Source organism: Microbacterium neungamense, assembly GCF_024971095.1.
In the GTDB taxonomy this organism is placed as follows: Bacteria; Actinomycetota; Actinomycetes; order Actinomycetales; family Microbacteriaceae; genus Microbacterium; species Microbacterium neungamense.
The window spans coordinates 1,049,337-1,064,240 of sequence record NZ_CP069717.1 but is presented as its reverse complement, the minus strand read 5'-3'; the positions used below and the strand labels follow the sequence as shown (position 1 = coordinate 1,064,240).

Genomic DNA, 14,904 nt, shown 5'->3' with positions numbered 1-14,904 from the left:
TTCGTCTTCTCGGAGCGGGTGCGTCTACGTTGTCGGCGTGAGCGGCCAGCCTTGTCCAATCTCTGGAACGGACTCAGAGAGCACGGCGACCTCAGTGGCCTTGCCGACACGATGCGCCGAATAGTGGAGCTCGAACTCTCGACGGCGGCGTGCCGCGTAGAGCTCCGCTACCTGTGGAGCATTGTCGTAGGTAAGAACCCACGGTCTATCTGCGACGGAGTTGAGGACTCTCGCAAGGTCTTCGTGGTCGGTTGCAGAGAAGGCGTTGAGGTACAACGACCCGGCCTTCTCGAAGTAGGGAGGGTCGGCGTAAATGAAGACATCGTCTTTCGGGGCGTACTCAGAAATGACTTCGATGCCATCGCGCGACGTCGGGACGATGTTGTCCGCATAGAGCGACAGTATGCGGATACGTTCAGCGAGGCCATCCCGGTTGAAGCGGGCGTCGATCTTGTAGTTGCCCGTTTGGTCTAGCCCGCCGATCGGGCCTCCGTTGAGCACGCCGGACCTGTTCGTGCGATTGAGATAGAAGGTGGCGAATCCGAGCTGCGACAGATCGCTGGTGTCTGCGGCGACGTAGATTTCGCGCTGCCGCCGCCACTCGGTGACGTCGAGCTTGGTCTTGTGGATTCGTTCGATCAGCCATCCGGGCTCGGACTGAACCGTCGTCCAGAATGCATGGATGGCCGGGTCGAGGTCGTTAATGACGACGCGCTCTACTTGCCCCGTGACTAGAAGACTGAGGCCGGCGCCGACGCCGCCCGCGTAGGGCTCGACGTAAGTGCAGCCTACCAGGTCCATGTCCCGGATCATTTTGCGAAGGCGCGAGTACAACGCTGATTTGCCGCCGGGGTACCGGAGCGGTGAGATTCGCGGGCGGCGCGTGGAGACGCCGATGGCGCTCGCCGTCATGGCTTCATCACGTATCTCATGATCGAGTCGATGGAGGCCCACATCGAGAACGCTTGGTCGGGATCGACCAGGAAGTGGTGGTTGTGGTTGATCGCATTGAGTGAGTCACCCGAGTTTGTGTAGGTCACGAGCTTCCCTGTCCTGACGCCCTCGATGACCTGGATCAAGTACTTCGGCCCGTTCGCCTTGGCGTAGTCCAGCAGCCAGTTCAAAGCGTGGCTGAGCTGGACACGGCCGTTCTGGTTGTTCCCGGAACCCTTGATGTCGATCGACTTCGCCTCCGCGTACGCCTTGATCGACTTCTCCAGTACGGCTCGGATCATGAGGAAAGTGGCGTTAGGGAACTTCTGCACGTCGACCTCGGATAGTTCGCCGAGTAGCAGTTTCAACCCTTCGGGGTAACTCGCGGGAGCCTTGATCTGCCCGAGATCGAGGTTCCTAAGCTTCTTCTTCGCCGGAGGCTTCGGCCCTATCGGGCCAGGCGCACCACTCGGAGGCTTTCCGGGACCGGGTCCTCCCGTGGGCGGAGTCGGCGTAGAGCCGGGGCCACCAGACGGCGGGTTTCCCCCTCCGCCGGGACTCGTCCCTGTAGTGGCGGTCGTGGGGTCAGACGGAGCTGCTTCGCCTGCGTCGGCAACGATCTGACGCAGTTCCTTCATGAGTTGCGTGTAGCGAGGACTAGAAACCGAGTTCAGGCTGCGCGTGTTGATGTTCTCCTCATGCATCCCGCGGACGATCGCGGTAGCAACGTCCTTGAAGACTGCGTCCGAGAGCGTCTTCGTGACGTTGCCGTTCGAATCCATCGCGAGCCCAGTCAGGTCAAGGAACTCCTTCGACTCGTAGATGCGCGCCAGCGTCGATAGACCCCTGGCCCACTTTTTCGTTGCAAGGAAGTCTTGAAGTTCGGCCTCGTCGTAGTGCACGGACTTGAAGAGATTGATGATGTGCGCGCGGAAGACGAACTTGCGAACGTCGATCGTGGGGTACCTAGTCAGAAGTTCCGGCAACTTCCTTCCCGCGTCGATCTGTGCCTGGAAGAACGCCGCCTGCCTGCTGGGGCTCCAAGCCCGTCGCAGGTTCCCGGTGTGGATAGCCGCGATCAACTGATCCGCCTCGGTCTGGTTAGGTGCGACCATGACCCGGACCTTCGCAAGTGCGGAGCGATCTGGCAGAAGGGCTGCCAACGACGCGACTCGCGCCTGATAGTCGGGAACCAACATCGGGTTCTGGATGGCTTTGAGCGCAGCAAGACGGCGGTTTCCCTCCACCATCACGTACTTACCGCGTCGCTTGAGGACGACCGGAGTCTCGTGCGTTAGATAGCCGACCTTGCAGATGCCCTCGACAAGGCCCAGCGCATCTTCGTTGACGAACAGGTCTTCAATGATGTCCGCTTCGACCTTCGCGTCTGCCACTTCAAGGCGGACGTTCTTCGGGTCGAGTTGGACTTCCTTCAAGACGTCCAGCTCAATCTCGGGCCATTTCGATGTGTCCAGCATCAGCAGCGACCCTCTGCGCTCTGCGATTCAGACGACGCCCTTACAGTCTCAGTCATCTTGCTCCGTTCCCGTCTGCGGTAGTGAGCCCCGGACATACGCGAGGACATCGCTCCTGACGAAGCGCCAAGCGCGCCCCACCTTCTCCCCAGGTAGTGACCCGGCACGCGCGAGCGCGAGCACGGTCTTGGTGGAGCCTCGCAAGAGCGCCGCTGCCTCTTCGGCAGTCAGGACCTCGTGATCTTCCGGCACCTTCTCGTAGCCTCCTTGAACGGGATGCAACTTCACGCTACCAGCGTAGAGGCGACCGCGCACCCAGCGCGGGACGCGTGGTGAGGGTGGCCTGAGCGCGGAGCTTCATGATCGTCGCCGGCGACGGGCGCCGCCCATGCTCGGAGACGTAGCGGTCGATGAGGCGATCCGTCTCGGCGTCGATGTGCCGGGCGCGGGTGGAGAACTCCTTGACCAGCTCCTCCGGCACCGCGGCGATCGCCCAAGCCGGGTTCCGATCCCGCCCCGTGTCCCGCGCCTCCCATCCCACGCCGAATGAGCGGGTGAGGTGGTCAGCGAAAACGGCCTCGTGCAGCTCCGACAAGGCGACGGTCGCGGCGTGCATCGGGCGGCCGTCGAGTGAGCGCCACTTGCCGTCGAGGACGGTCTGCACCTTGTTGCTGATGACGATGTGCGTGTGCAGGTGCGGGTCGCCCGCCCGGGAGTCGTAGTGATCGAACGCGGTAGCGATCAGCCCGGTGACATCGACCTGTGCAACCGCGCCGTCACGGGCGGTTGCGCCCGTGACGGCGCGGTTGCAACCTCCCGTTCCATGAACGCAACCACCTCCGCAACCGCCGCGTGATGCGCGTCCGCGATGAGTGCCTGAGTGCCCGCGTCCGCAACGGCCCAGAGCACCGAGGCGGACTTCGGGATGGAGAAGGTGAAGTCGTAGCCCGCAACCGCTCGCCGGGTTCCGCGGGCCTGCTCATCCGCCTCGATGGCCGCGATCGCCTCCGCACGCCTCGCCGGGCTGAGGCCGGGATCGAGCGCGGCGGTGCGTTCCGCGATCCGCTCGGCCACGGACTTGAAGGCCGGATACGCCAGCCCCAGCGGGGCACCCGTGACGGGGTGCCGGCCGAGGCCGAGGAGGAGTTCGAGCTGGGTTTCGGAGACAGGATCGCCCTCCGCGATCATCCCGCCGAGTGAGGCGACCCCGCCGCCGAGCCAGCGGCCCGGTGGCGTGCCCGCCTCCGCGTAGTAGCGGGTCAGGGGCGTCGAGAGGGAGCGGTCGCCGTCGCCCGCGACAACGCTGCGCAGCAGGTACTTGTATCCATCGCCCGCGCTCATCACGCGCATCGAGACCGTCACGCCCGCCCGCCTTTCTCTGCTCGATCACGAGGTGAGCGAGAGCCCGCCGGAGGCCGGCTCAACCTCGACCTGCAAGAGGCGTGGTGGCTCTGAGGCGTGGTGGCTCCGAGGCGGGTCGGAGGCGAAGAGCTCTGAGCGTGGGGGGTGCCCCTATGTCCTCTGTCAAGCGGCGAGGGCGGGTTGGGCTGGTCGCGGTTGGTAGAGGGTGCCGTCGCGGAGCATGGCGTAGAGGACGTCGGAGCGGCGTCGAGCTAGGGCGATGAGGGCCTGGTTGTGGCGTTTGCCTTGGGCGATCTTGCGGTCGTAGTAGGCGCGTGATTCGGGGTCTCGGAGTGCGGCGAACGCGGAGAGGAACATGGTCCGTTTCAGGATCTTGTTCCCGCGCCGGGAGGGATGCTCGCCGCGGATCGAGGTGCCGGATCGTCGGGTCACGGGTGCGAGGCCGGCGTAGGCGGCGAGGTGCCCGGCAGTGGCGAAGGTCTTGGTGGTGACTTCGGTGAGGAGCCGGGCTGCGGTCCTGACGCCGACTCCGGGCATGCTCGTCAGGACCGGTTGAAGAGGGTGAGCGTCGACGATCTTCTCGACCTCGATGGCGATCTCATCACGCTGCCGTCGCAACGCCTGGAGCTGCTCTGCGAGCCTGGGGAGCACCAGCGCGGCGGCGTCGGTGCCGGTCACCACGACGGTCTGCTCGCCGAGCGCGGTCATGATCTCTGCCGCCCAGACACGACCTTTGCGGGGCGCGTTCTTCAGCAGCCGGTTCCCTAGCCGCTTCTCACCCGCAGTCTTCATCGCCGCCGGCGACGGGTAGCGCTGCAGCAGGTCCAGGATCGCGGGGTGATCCAGCCGCGGCCCGAGCACGCGTTCCAGCGCCGGGTGGATTTGGGTGAGCAGACCCCTGATCCGGTTGGAGACCTGGACGATCTGACCGGCGAGGTCGTCGTCGAACCCGCAGAGCATGCTCAGCTCCGCGACCTTCTCGTCGGCGACCTGGATCGACCGGAGCGTGTGCGGCATGGTGCGGGCCGTTTCGGCGATGATCGCCGCGTCTCTCGCGTCGGTCTTCGCCTCACCGGGATGCAGATCCGCGATGCGCCGCATCGCCAACCCCGGCAGGTAACCAACGAGAGCACCTGCGGCTTGCGCGACCGCGACCGGGAGTGCACCGATCGTCGCGGGTTGATCTACGACCAGCAGCACCACGCCATGCGAGGCGAGCTGGTCGATCACCGCCCGCAATTGGCGCTCGTCGTTCGGGAGTGCTCGGTCGAATAGTCGCTTGGCTTCCCGGTCGAGCGCGACCGCGTGATGCTCGCCCTTGCCGACGTCGAGCCCAACGAACACGTCGACCTCGTCGTATCTGTCGATGCTGGTGACCACTTCGTCCTCCGCTTCACTCGTGACGGCGTCCGCGGCGGCGCGTCTCGGCATCCACGTTACGAACGGCCTCGAGCATGCTCGGGTCCAGCCCCTATCAGCGATCACACACCGCCAACCAGGCCCGGTGACAACACCCCCCCCCGGATCATCGAGGACAGGGGGCAGCAATCATGCCGGGCCCGGCAGGCCGTCACCGCCCAGCATGGCCGCCGAACGGGTCACGAAGAAAGTAACGGGTCGGGGCTGAGGCGCGACGAACTCGGGCGGGCGCGAGCACCTGACAGGTGACCAGCCCGGTCATCAGTCGCACGCGACGACGGCCGGGGATCACCGATCCGCCGGACTCCTCATGCATCAGCCGAACAAGCGAACGACGACCGTCGTCTACGGGTCGGATCGCTGTTCTCCGGCTACGGCGGACTCGACCTCGCCGTCGAGGAAGTCTTCAACGCTCACACGGTGTGGTTCTCTGAAATCAACGAGCCCGTCGCACGTGTCTTCGCCCAACACTGGCCCGACGCCCCGAACCTCGGCGACATCACGACGATCGACTGGAGCTCCGCCGAGCCCGTGGACATCATCTGCGGGAAGATGGCCGGCCTCACTCCCGGCACCCGCTCAGGCCTATGGGCGCACATGGCAACGGCAATCGACGCGCTGCACCCCGAATGGGTCGTCATCGAGAACGTGCGCGGGCTGCTTTCGGCACAGGCCGTCATCCCCGACAAGCGAGACCAGATCGCCGCACGAAAGCGCCGCGGCAGCCGTGGCGGCCGACCACCCGGGTTCGACGGCGACGCCTACCGCGGCCGCAACGTGATCGAGCGATTCTTCGCTCTCGCCAAGCAATGGCGCGGCATCGCCACCCGATTCGACAAGCTCGCGATCACCTACCGCGCCGGCGTCACACTCTGCGCCATCCTCACCTGGGTACGCCTATTGGGAGACACGCCCTAGAGAACTGCGCCGACATCTACGCCCGCTGCGACGACACCAACCGCCGCCTGTGCAACCAGGCGTTCTTCACCAAGGTCTACGTCGAGGAAGACGACGAGCTGCGCGTCGAGAACGCGCGCCCCTTCGAGATGCTGCTGGACCCCGAAGTCAACGCCGACGTCCTGACCTGGGCCGCGAACGCCGACAAGGCCCGAACCTCAGCCCTTGATTCTCTGGGCCAAGGTTCGAGCCTTGTGCGTTGGGTGCACCCCCTGGGACTCGAACCCAGAACCCACTGATTAAGAGTCAGTTGCTCTGCCGATTGAGCTAGAGGTGCGTGGTGCTCTCAGCACCGAGGAAATACGTTACCAGTCGGCCGGGTGCGCGACAAATCAGGCGCGTCCCGGGCGCGTCCGCGCTCACCGGCACAGCGGCTTCTCGACTCGGTCCAAGTATTCTGTGGGGTGACCGTCTCCCCCACCGCCACGTCCATCGACGCCGACCTCGCGCTGGCTCTGCGTCTCGCCGACGCCGCGGACGCGCAGTCCCTGCCGCGGTTCGACACCGCCGACCTCGAGATCTCCACGAAGGCCGACCGCTCCCACGTCACGGACGCGGATCTCGCGACCGAGCGCGCGATCCGCGACCTGCTCACCGCCGAGCGTCCGGGCGATGGCATCTTCGGCGAGGAGTTCGGCACCGAGGGGGACGCGCAGCGGCAGTGGATCATCGACCCGATCGACGGCACCGCGAACTTCCTCCGCGGCGTGCCGCTGTGGGGCACGATGATCGCACTCGCCGTCGACGGCCTGCCGCGCCTCGGCGTCGTCAGCATGCCCGCCCTGGGCCGCCGGTGGTGGGCCGCCGAGGGTCTCGGCGCGTGGACCGGGGACGCTGCGGAGCCGCGCCGCCTGCGGGTCTCCGCCGTGGACACCCTGGAAGACGCCAGCGTCAGCTTCCAGAGCATCGGGCAGTGGGCGGATGCCGGGCGGCTGCCGCAGCTGCTCGCCCTGGCGGACCGGGTCTGGCGCGACCGGGCGTACGGCGACGTGTTCAGCTACATGATGCTCGCCGAGGGCCGGCTGGAGATGGTCGCCGAGTTCGGGGTCAAGGAGTACGACATCGCCGCCGCCGTCGCGATCGTCCGCGAGGCCGGCGGCCGGATGACCGCGTTCGACGGGGCCGAGACGATCGCCGCCGGTTCGACACTGGCCAGCAACGGCATCCTGCACGACGCCTTCCTCGAGCTGTTCCGCGCCGCCGAGCGCGCCTGACCCCGCCCTTTCCGAACCCATGACCGCTCGCATCCCCGCAGCCCTCGGCGTCCTCGCCCTCCTGGCCGGTCTGGCCGCGTGCGCCGCCGCCGCGCCGCCCGCGCGCGAGACCTCCGGCCCGTCCTCCGCGCCGCGGGAGGACCTGCCGGCGGTGACCACCGCTCCGGAGCCGGTGGAGACCACCACGCCGCCGACGGAGCCCACCTGCGAGACGCTGATCTCCCCCGCGACCGTCGAGGCGCTCACGGCGCAGGGCTGGACCGCCAAGGAGAAGGAGTTCCGGATCGGGGCGATGCCGCCGCTGGAGGGCGGGATGCTGTGCCTGTGGTCCGACTACTCCACGGCATCCGACCACGGGCAGATGTACGGCTGGGCGCCGATCGACGCCGTCACCGCCGCGGAGGCGCAGCAGACACTGCTCGCCGAGGGGTGGCTGCGCGACGACGACACCTCCGGCGTCTACATCACGGAGGACCCGCAGTACGCGATCGCCGTCGACGACGAGGGCTACGGGATGACCTACCTGTTCGGCGACGGCTGGGTGACCTTCGCCGACACCAAGCAGGGCCTGCTGCTCATCGAGGGGCGCTGAGCGGCGGAACGGTCGGCCGTCTCAGCGCCGTGCGGTCACTGCTGGCGGCGCGACCACGAGTCGCTGCGACGCGTGGCGGAGCCCGCCTGGCGCATCACCCAGGCCAGGGAGAGGCTGACCAGCAGGATGCCGGCCGTGAAGACGACGCCCTGCGCGGCCGGGAGACCGTGCGCGAAGCCGGTGAGGAACACCCCGCCGAGGAACAGGATGATGAACACGATGAAATCGACCACGTCGAGACCTCCTGGAATCCGGCTGCCCTCTCAGCTTAGCGGGAACGCCGCCACGGCCCTCGCGCATCCCGGCGGTCCCGCTGCGGCGCTAGGTTGGGAGCGATGAGCCTCTCCGATCCCCGCAGCGCCCGCCGTGGCCGTCCCGGCCACGATCGCGCTCATGTGCTGAGCACGGCCGTCGGCCTGTTCAACGAGCAGGGCTACGATGCGACCTCGGTGGCGGACCTGGCCCGCCGGCTCGGGGTCACCAAGTCCGCGCTCTACCATCACTTCGACTCCAAGGAGCAGCTGCTCGAGATCGCGCTGGAGGACGCTCTCGGCGCACTCGAGCAGGCCCTGGACGATGCCCTCGGCGAGCCGACGCCGGCGGCGCGTCTCAGCGAGGTGATCCGCGGTGCCGTCCGCGTGCTCATCGACAAGCAGTCGGAGGTGACCCTCCTGCTGCGCCTGCGCGGCAACAGCCCGGTGGAACTGGCGGCGCTGGAGCGGCGGCGCGCCTTCGATCACCGCGTGACGCAGCTGGTCCGCGATGCCCAGTCCGAGGGTCTGATCCGCGGCGATCTGGACGCCGGCACCGCCACGCGCCTGGTCTTCGGGATGATCAACTCCCTCGTCGAGTGGTACCGGCCCGGCGGGCGGATCGACCCGGAACTGCTCGCCGAGGAGGTCCTGGCGGTGTCCATGGACGGCCTGCGCCCGCGCCGCGAGGACTGATCGCACAGCGCCCCACGGGCATCCGTGCACCAGGTGCGAAGAGGCCGCCCCGTGCGGGACGGCCTCTCGGCTGACACTCCGTGCGACAGCGGTCAGTGGAGCTGGGGGGAATCGAACCCCCGTCCGACGCTGAGTCTCCACGCCTTCTCCGGGCGCAGTCTGTGCGGACGTTCTGCTCGGCCCCGACCTTTGTCACAGACACCTAAGTCGACGGGCCCAGTCCGGGAAGAGTCCCGCGTGACGTCCGGACGCCGTCACGCAGCGAGATTCCTAGATGACGCCAGGATCCGTACCGGAATCACATACGGTCTGACGGACTATCGGGCTCGCTCAGGCGGCGAGGGCGAAGTCAGTGCGCTTTGCATTGGCACTTATTGTTTTGCAGGGAGCGTTCACGAGATGACCCTGCATCCTCGGCCCGCTTCTCGTGGATTCACAGGCGCCGTCGAAACCGATCAGCCCCGTGGACCTTCTCGCGAAGGAGCCGCTGTCGCACTGTGGAGTTGTCGATCGGATGCCGGGGCACCCGAGCACCACAGACTATAACGGATCGCGGGCGGAAGCTATTCCGGCTCTCCCGGCGGCCTCGGCGTAGAGTCGCTTGCATGAGCGAGGTCATCATCACGGTGCGTGGCGAGCACACCGCCCGCATCTCCCCGGAGCGCGCCACGGTCCACCTGTCCGTCTCGATGGAGGGTGCCGACCGGGCCGCCGTCGTCGACCGGACGCTGTCGCTCGCCGCCCCCGTGCGCGACAGCATCACCGAGCGCCTGCAGGGCGGCAGCGTCGCGGAATGGTCGAGCCGGCGGCTCACCGTGCGCGCGGACCGGCCGTGGAACTCGAACGGCAAGCGGCTGGCACCCGTCTACCGCGCGGCCGTCGACTTCACCGCCACCTTCGTGGACCCCTCGGAGATGTCGCTGTGGACGACAGAGCTGTCGGGGTGGGACGGCGTGGCGGTCGGTCACGTGGACTGGCACCTCACACCGGAGACCGAGGCGGAGACGGAGCGCACGGTGGCCGCCCAGGCCGTGGCCGTCGCGGTCGCCCGCGCCGAGGCCTACGCACAGGCGCTCGGGCTGACCTCCATCACACCGCTGGAGGTCGCCGATCGCGGGCTCATCTCCTCCGGCCCCGAGCTGCGCTCGGCCGTGGCGCGCGGCGCCGCCTTCGCCGCGTCGCCCGTCGGCGCTCCCGCCATGGAGTTCCAGGCCGAGGACATCACGGTCTCAGCGACGGTGGAGGCGCGTTTCCGGGCTGCCTGAGCGCTAGTCCGCTTGCGGGGAGTCCGCTGCCGGCGAGTCCTTCTCGGGCGAGTCGTCGCCGAGGGAGCCGTCCTCCGTAGTCGTCTCCGCGCTGGTGAACGGTGCGAGATCGGCCGCCAGCCGCTCGGACACGTGGGCGTGGATCGCCGTACCGCCCTCCTCGTGCTCCGCGGAGAGCAGCACGCCGCTCTCGTGCACGGCCGAGACGAGGTCGCCGCGGTCGTAGGGCACGAGCGCGCGGACCTCGACCGCCGGCATCGGCAGCGCCGCCTCGATCGCCTGACGCAGTTCCGCGATGCCCTCGCCGGTCCGCGAGGACACGAAGTGCGCGTCCGCGGCGAGGCCTCGCAGCACCAGACGGTCGTCCTCACCGAGGAGGTCGGCCTTGTTGAACACGATGATCTCGGGGATGTCGCGCGCGCCGACGTCGCCCATCACGTCCCGGACCGTCTGGATCTGCGCGGCCGGGTCCGGATGCGAGCCGTCCACGACGTGCAGGATGACGTCGGCGTCGGCGACCTCCTCCAGCGTGGAGCGGAACGCCTCGACGAGCTGATGCGGAAGGTTCCGCACGAATCCGACGGTGTCGGTGAGGGTGTACACCCTCCCGTCCGAGGTCTCCGACCGGCGGACGGTGGCATCCAGCGTCGCGAACAGCGCGTTCTCGACGAGCACGCCGGCGCTGGTGAGCGCGTTCAGCAGGCTGGACTTGCCGGCGTTGGTGTAGCCGGCGATCGCCACCGACGGGATCGTGTTGCGCCGGCGCTCGGCGCGCTTGGCCTCGCGGGCCGGTGCGAAGTCGCGGATCTGCCGGCGCAGCTGCGCCATGCGGGTGCGGATGCGGCGGCGGTCGAGCTCGATCTTCGTCTCACCGGGTCCGCGCGATCCCATGCCCGCGCCGCCGGCGCCCACCTGGCCACCGGCCTGGCGGCTCATCGACTCGCCCCAGCCTCGCAGGCGCGGCAGCAGGTACTCGAGCTGCGCCAACTCCACCTGCGCCTTGCCCTCGCGGCTCTTGGCGTGCTGGCTGAAGATGTCGAGGATGACCGTGGTGCGGTCGATCACCTTGACCTTCACGACGTCCTCGAGAGCACGGCGCTGGCTCGGCGCCAGCTCGGTGTCGGCGATCACGGTGTCGGCACCGGAGGCGGCGACGATGTCGCGCAGCTCCTCCGCCTTGCCGCGGCCGAGGTAGGTCGCGGGGTCCGGATGGGGGCGCCGCTGCAGCAGCCCGTCGAGCACGACGGCACCTGCGGTCTCGGCCAGGGCGGCGAGCTCGCGCAGCGAGTTCTCGGCATCCGTCTGCGCGCCCTGCGGATACACGCCGACGAGCACCACGTTCTCCAGACGCAGCTGGCGGTACTCGACCTCGGTGACGTCCTCGAGTTCGGTGGAGAGCCCGGCGACGCGTCGCAGAGCGTGGCGGTCCTCGAGATCCCACTGGGTGCCGTCCGCATCCGTGTGCGTGGCGGTCGCGGCATCCTGCAGCGCCTGGGCGGCACCGAACACGCGCGCCTGGGTGCGCTGCTCGGCGTTCGCGAGCACGCGCTCGAGCGTCTCGTCGGTGTTGTCGTCGTCGGTGGGTTTCGTCATCCGGTCCTGAACTCTGCTTCTCTCTTCGGCGCCTTAACCTTAGCCCCGCTGTCCGGTACGCTCGCGGTATGGGGTCAGACCACTACTTCAGTGCGGCCCCGGCAAGTGCGGAGAACCTGCGGACCATTCGCGTCACCCTGGCAGGGCGAGACCTCGAGATCACCACCGCGAGCGGTGTGTTCAGTCCCGACCGCCTCGATGCCGGAACCGCCGTGCTGTTCGCGAACATGCCGCCGCTGCCGCCGGGCGGCGACTTCCTCGACCTCGGATGCGGCTGGGGCCCGATCGCGCTGACCATGGCCCTCTCCTCGCCGCACGCGACGATCTGGGCCGTGGACGTCAACGAGCGGGCGCTGGATCTGACCCGGCGCAACGCGGAGGCCCTCGGCCTCACCAACGTCAACGCGGTCACTCCCGACGATGTTCCCGACCACGTGCGGTTCCGGACCATCCGCTCCAACCCGCCCATCCGGGTGGGCAAGAACGAGCTGCACAGCATGCTCGAACGCTGGATCCCGCGGCTCGCCGAGCGCAGCGACGCGTGGCTGGTGGTGCAGCGCAATCTCGGCGCCGATTCGCTGCAGCGCTGGATGGCGGCCACCTTCGCGCCCGGCTTCAGCGTGTACCGCGCCGCCACCGGCAAGGGCTACCGGGTGCTGAAAGTGCGTCGACACGGCACACCGCCGACCGCCCCGATCGTGCTGCCGGACTGAACCGGCCCCGGCGAGCGCCGGTCGACGTTTCAGTGCAGGTCGATCTCGCCGCGGTAGACGAGCTGCGCCGGGCCCGAGAGCGCGACGTGCTCGCCGTCCTCTGCGGGGAACATCCGCACGCCGAGCACGCCGCCGGGCACTTCGACGCGCCAGTGGTGCGGCGCCCGCTCCCCTGCCCAGTACCGCACCGCCAAAGCGGTCGCGGCCACACCCGTGCCGCAGCTGAGCGTCTCGCCGACGCCGCGCTCGTGCACCCGCATCCGCACGTGCCCGACGCCGTCGCGCACCAGCGGCTCGGCCGGCACCACGAACTCGACGTTCGCACCGGCCGGGGGAGCCGGGTCGAGGATCGGCGTGGGGTTGAGGTCCAGCCCGGCGAGCTCCTCCTCCGAAGCGAGCGCGACCACCACGTGCGGGTTGCCGACGTCGATGCCCAGTCCCGGGCGCGCCACGGACAGCCCGGCGGCGCGCGCGAGCGGCTCCCCACCCGCCAGGCGCCACCGGCCCAGGTCGACCTGGTAGCCGTTCTCCGAACGCATAACGTCGCGCACGCCCGCGCGGGTGCCGATCGGCAGCGTGGATCCCGGCTCGAGGGAGGCCAGCCCGGCGCGCAGCAGGTAGTGCGCGAAGACACGGATGCCGTTGCCGCACATCTCGGCCACCGAGCCGTCGGCGTTGCGGTAGTCCATGAACCACTCCGCATCCGGCTCCTCGGCCAGAGCGGCGGCGCCCTCGGGGAGCGCGGCGGAGCGCACCACGCGCAGCACGCCGTCCGCGCCGACGCCGAAGTTGCGGTCGCACAGCGCCGCGACCTGATCCGGCCGCAGGTCGAGGGCGCCGTCGGGGTCTTCGATGATGACGAAGTCGTTGCCGGTGCCGTGCCCCTTGGTGAATGCGACCATGCCGACCAGTCTAGGGAGCGCGGAGGACCCGGTACCGCCCGCACAGGAAACCGCGGTTGTGGGCGTGGTCGACGAGCTCCAGGTCCAGCGCACGGGGAAGCACCGGCGACCCGGCGCCGAGCGTCACCGGCGCGTACTGCAGCCAGACCTCGTCGAGCAGCCCGGCATCCGCGAACTGGCCCGCGAGGTCTCCGCCGCCCACGATCCAGAGGTCCTTTCCGCCGGCCGCATCCGTCATCTCTGCGTGCACCGTGCGGACGTCGGCCTGGGTGAGGCGCACGTCGGCGCCGTCCGGCAGAGCGAGGTCGCGGTGCGTGAACACCCAGGTGGGCTGGGTGTAGCCCCATCGGCCGTTCTCGTGCCGCATCACCCACTCGTAGGTGGACGCGCCCATCGCGAGCGCGCCGATCGACTCGATGAACTGCGTGTACGACATCGGGCCGCCAGGGTCGAAGTCCTGCTTCAGCAGCCAGTCCAGCGAGTGCTCCGGCGTCGCGATGAATCCGTCGAGGCTGGTCGCCGTGAAGTAGTGCGTGGTCATGACAGGATCATGCCCCCGTCCACCGACATCGGGCGCGGGTCAGAGCCCGAGATCGGAGAGCGCTGCGCCCGCCTCGGGCCCGGACGGCAACCAGGTCACGTCGCGGTAGCGGCGGAACCAGGAGACCTGGCGACGGGCGTAGCGGCGGGTCAGCGCCTGCGTCTCGGCGATCGCCTCCTGCTCGCTGCTCTCGCCGCGCAGCTGCGCCAGCGCCTGGGCGTAGCCGATCGCCCGCGACGCGGTGACACCCTGTTCGAGGCCGGCGGCGCGCAGGCGGGCCACCTCGTCGAGCATCCCGTCGCGCCACATCCGCTCCACGCGGCGGTCGAGACGCTCCACGAGCTCCTCACGAGGCGCCTGCAGACCCAGCAGGCGGGTGTGCGGATGCCACAGCGCCGGCTCCTCGGGCAGGGCCGCGCCGTGGGTCGCACTCCCCTGTTCGACGATCTCGAGTGCGCGCACGACGCGACGGCCGTTCTTCGGGTCGATGCGAGCGGCCGTCGCCGGATCAAGGGCACGCAGCCGGTCGAAGAGGGCGCCGGGGCCGTGCGCCTCGAGCTCCGCCTCCAGGCGGGCGCGGAGTTCGGTGTCCCGCGGCGGGAAACAGAAGTCGTAGATCACGCCGGAGACGTACAGGCCCGACCCGCCGACCAGGATGGCGTCGCCCCCGCGTGCGTGGATCTCCGCGATCGCGGCGCGCGCGACCGGCTGGAACCAGGCGACGGCGGCCTCCTCGGTGACCTCCCGCACGTCCAGGAGGTGGTGCGGGATGCCGCGCCGCTCCTCGGGCGGGAGCTTCGCGGTGCCGATGTCCATGCCGCGGTACAGCTGCATCGCATCGGCGTTGACGATCTCGGCCGGGTTGCCCCGTGCACGGAGCCCTTCGGCGAGGTCGAGGGCGAGATCGCTCTTGCCGGTGCCGGTCGCGCCGACGACCACCCAGAGGCGCGGCATCACTCACCCCCGCTCTCTGAGACCCCGGCTTCGCGCC

General features: G+C 68.8%; 14 protein-coding genes, 1 tRNA gene, 1 other RNA gene and 3 pseudogenes. 7 read left to right on the top strand and 12 right to left on the bottom strand.

The window, feature by feature from the left end; all coding sequences use genetic code 11:
- Positions 1 to 24: 24 nt before the first annotated feature.
- The 5 genes and pseudogenes from JSY13_RS05060 to JSY13_RS05040 form a co-directional block, all read right to left on the bottom strand.
- Positions 25 to 912 carry a DNA adenine methylase gene (locus JSY13_RS05060; protein ID WP_432806437.1) on the bottom strand — a complete coding sequence of 296 codons (888 nt, stop codon included), beginning with the start codon at positions 910 to 912 and terminating at the stop codon, positions 25 to 27.
- Positions 909 to 2,411 (bottom strand): hypothetical protein, encoded by a 1,503-nt coding sequence (locus JSY13_RS05055; RefSeq protein ID WP_259607934.1) that lies wholly within the window; start codon positions 2,409 to 2,411, stop codon positions 909 to 911. The genes JSY13_RS05060 and JSY13_RS05055 overlap by 4 nt, the downstream gene beginning before the upstream one ends.
- A gap of 48 nt (positions 2,412 to 2,459) precedes the next feature.
- Positions 2,460 to 2,696 carry a helix-turn-helix domain-containing protein gene (locus JSY13_RS05050; RefSeq protein ID WP_259607933.1) on the bottom strand — a complete coding sequence of 79 codons (237 nt, stop codon included), beginning with the start codon at positions 2,694 to 2,696 and terminating at the stop codon, positions 2,460 to 2,462.
- 16 nt (positions 2,697 to 2,712) lie between these two features.
- A pseudogene (gene mobF, locus JSY13_RS05045) lies at positions 2,713 to 3,770 on the bottom strand (MobF family relaxase); the annotation flags it as partial.
- 162 nt (positions 3,771 to 3,932) lie between these two features.
- Positions 3,933 to 5,201 (bottom strand): IS110 family RNA-guided transposase, encoded by a 1,269-nt coding sequence (locus JSY13_RS05040; RefSeq protein WP_239541894.1) that lies wholly within the window; start codon positions 5,199 to 5,201, stop codon positions 3,933 to 3,935.
- A gap of 282 nt (positions 5,202 to 5,483) precedes the next feature.
- Between JSY13_RS05040 and JSY13_RS05035 the strand changes: the two are divergent.
- Positions 5,484 to 5,846 (top strand): annotated as a pseudogene (locus JSY13_RS05035) (DNA cytosine methyltransferase); the annotation flags it as partial.
- 12 nt (positions 5,847 to 5,858) lie between these two features.
- Positions 5,859 to 6,107, top strand: a pseudogene (locus JSY13_RS05030) (IS5/IS1182 family transposase); the annotation flags it as partial.
- A 243-nt stretch (positions 6,108 to 6,350) separates the two neighbouring features.
- Here the strand turns inward: JSY13_RS05030 and JSY13_RS05025 are convergent.
- Positions 6,351 to 6,423: transfer RNA gene (locus JSY13_RS05025), tRNA-Lys, on the bottom strand.
- Between the two features lie 127 nt (positions 6,424 to 6,550).
- Between JSY13_RS05025 and JSY13_RS05020 the strand changes: the two genes are divergently transcribed.
- Together JSY13_RS05020 and JSY13_RS05015 are read left to right on the top strand one after the other, a co-directional pair.
- Complete coding sequence (locus tag JSY13_RS05020) at positions 6,551 to 7,360, top strand: inositol monophosphatase family protein (protein ID WP_259607932.1); 810 nt, start codon at positions 6,551 to 6,553, stop codon at positions 7,358 to 7,360.
- 19 nt (positions 7,361 to 7,379) lie between these two features.
- Positions 7,380 to 7,952: a hypothetical protein gene (locus tag JSY13_RS05015; RefSeq protein ID WP_259607931.1), complete on the top strand. Its 573-nt coding sequence runs from the start codon at positions 7,380 to 7,382 to the stop codon at positions 7,950 to 7,952.
- Positions 7,953 to 7,987: 35 nt separating this feature from the next.
- On the opposite strand, the gene JSY13_RS05010 is transcribed toward JSY13_RS05015, so the two are convergent.
- Positions 7,988 to 8,185, bottom strand: coding sequence for a hypothetical protein (locus JSY13_RS05010; RefSeq protein ID WP_259607930.1), 198 nt, complete (start codon positions 8,183 to 8,185; stop codon positions 7,988 to 7,990).
- A gap of 102 nt (positions 8,186 to 8,287) precedes the next feature.
- Between JSY13_RS05010 and JSY13_RS05005 the strand changes: the two genes are divergently transcribed.
- Positions 8,288 to 8,899: a TetR/AcrR family transcriptional regulator gene (locus JSY13_RS05005; protein WP_259607927.1), complete on the top strand. Its 612-nt coding sequence runs from the start codon at positions 8,288 to 8,290 to the stop codon at positions 8,897 to 8,899.
- Between the two features lie 93 nt (positions 8,900 to 8,992).
- Here the strand turns inward: JSY13_RS05005 and ssrA are convergent.
- Positions 8,993 to 9,362, bottom strand: a transfer-messenger RNA (tmRNA) gene (ssrA, locus tag JSY13_RS05000).
- Between the two features lie 142 nt (positions 9,363 to 9,504).
- Here ssrA and JSY13_RS04995 point away from each other — a divergent pair.
- The gene (locus JSY13_RS04995) at positions 9,505 to 10,164 is read left to right on the top strand and encodes an SIMPL domain-containing protein (protein WP_259607926.1); all 660 of its coding nucleotides are present in this window, start codon (positions 9,505 to 9,507) and stop codon (positions 10,162 to 10,164) included.
- A 3-nt stretch (positions 10,165 to 10,167) separates the two neighbouring features.
- Here the strand turns inward: JSY13_RS04995 and hflX are convergent, their stop codons facing one another.
- Complete coding sequence (gene hflX, locus JSY13_RS04990; RefSeq protein WP_259607925.1) at positions 10,168 to 11,757, bottom strand: GTPase HflX; 1,590 nt, start codon at positions 11,755 to 11,757, stop codon at positions 10,168 to 10,170.
- 68 nt (positions 11,758 to 11,825) lie between these two features.
- Between hflX and JSY13_RS04985 the strand changes: the two genes are divergently transcribed.
- Positions 11,826 to 12,470 (top strand): class I SAM-dependent methyltransferase, encoded by a 645-nt coding sequence (locus JSY13_RS04985; protein ID WP_259607924.1) that lies wholly within the window; start codon positions 11,826 to 11,828, stop codon positions 12,468 to 12,470.
- Between the two features lie 29 nt (positions 12,471 to 12,499).
- Here the strand turns inward: JSY13_RS04985 and dapF are convergent, their stop codons facing one another.
- Genes dapF through miaA form a run of 3 tightly spaced genes read right to left on the bottom strand, consistent with a single transcriptional unit; the run spans position 12,500 to position 14,867 of the window.
- Positions 12,500 to 13,372 carry a diaminopimelate epimerase gene (gene dapF / locus JSY13_RS04980; protein WP_259607923.1) on the bottom strand — a complete coding sequence of 291 codons (873 nt, stop codon included), beginning with the start codon at positions 13,370 to 13,372 and terminating at the stop codon, positions 12,500 to 12,502.
- A gap of 10 nt (positions 13,373 to 13,382) precedes the next feature.
- Entirely contained in the window at positions 13,383 to 13,913 is a 531-nt protein-coding gene (locus JSY13_RS04975) for a dihydrofolate reductase family protein (RefSeq protein WP_259607922.1), read from the bottom strand.
- A gap of 39 nt (positions 13,914 to 13,952) precedes the next feature.
- Positions 13,953 to 14,867: a tRNA (adenosine(37)-N6)-dimethylallyltransferase MiaA gene (gene miaA, locus JSY13_RS04970; protein ID WP_259607921.1), complete on the bottom strand. Its 915-nt coding sequence runs from the start codon at positions 14,865 to 14,867 to the stop codon at positions 13,953 to 13,955.
- Between the last annotated feature and the right edge of the window lie 37 nt (positions 14,868 to 14,904).

What these genes read in the sequence shown, in the direction of transcription:
- JSY13_RS04985 (WP_259607924.1), top strand. Translation starts at nt 11,826, where the DNA reads ATGGGGTCAGACCACTACTTCAGTGCGGCCCCGGCAAGTGCGGAGAAC.
- JSY13_RS05040 (WP_239541894.1), bottom strand. Translation starts at nt 5,201, where the DNA reads ATGCCGAGACGCGCCGCCGCGGACGCCGTCACGAGTGAAGCGGAGGAC.
- JSY13_RS05060 (WP_432806437.1), bottom strand. Translation starts at nt 912, where the DNA reads ATGACGGCGAGCGCCATCGGCGTCTCCACGCGCCGCCCGCGAATCTCA.
- JSY13_RS05055 (WP_259607934.1), bottom strand. Translation starts at nt 2,411, where the DNA reads ATGCTGGACACATCGAAATGGCCCGAGATTGAGCTGGACGTCTTGAAG.
- JSY13_RS05005 (WP_259607927.1), top strand. Translation starts at nt 8,288, where the DNA reads ATGAGCCTCTCCGATCCCCGCAGCGCCCGCCGTGGCCGTCCCGGCCAC.
- dapF (WP_259607923.1), bottom strand. Translation starts at nt 13,372, where the DNA reads ATGGTCGCATTCACCAAGGGGCACGGCACCGGCAACGACTTCGTCATC.
- JSY13_RS04995 (WP_259607926.1), top strand. Translation starts at nt 9,505, where the DNA reads ATGAGCGAGGTCATCATCACGGTGCGTGGCGAGCACACCGCCCGCATC.
- JSY13_RS05015 (WP_259607931.1), top strand. Translation starts at nt 7,380, where the DNA reads ATGACCGCTCGCATCCCCGCAGCCCTCGGCGTCCTCGCCCTCCTGGCC.
- miaA (WP_259607921.1), bottom strand. Translation starts at nt 14,867, where the DNA reads ATGCCGCGCCTCTGGGTGGTCGTCGGCGCGACCGGCACCGGCAAGAGC.
- JSY13_RS04975 (WP_259607922.1), bottom strand. Translation starts at nt 13,913, where the DNA reads ATGACCACGCACTACTTCACGGCGACCAGCCTCGACGGATTCATCGCG.
- hflX (WP_259607925.1), bottom strand. Translation starts at nt 11,757, where the DNA reads ATGACGAAACCCACCGACGACGACAACACCGACGAGACGCTCGAGCGC.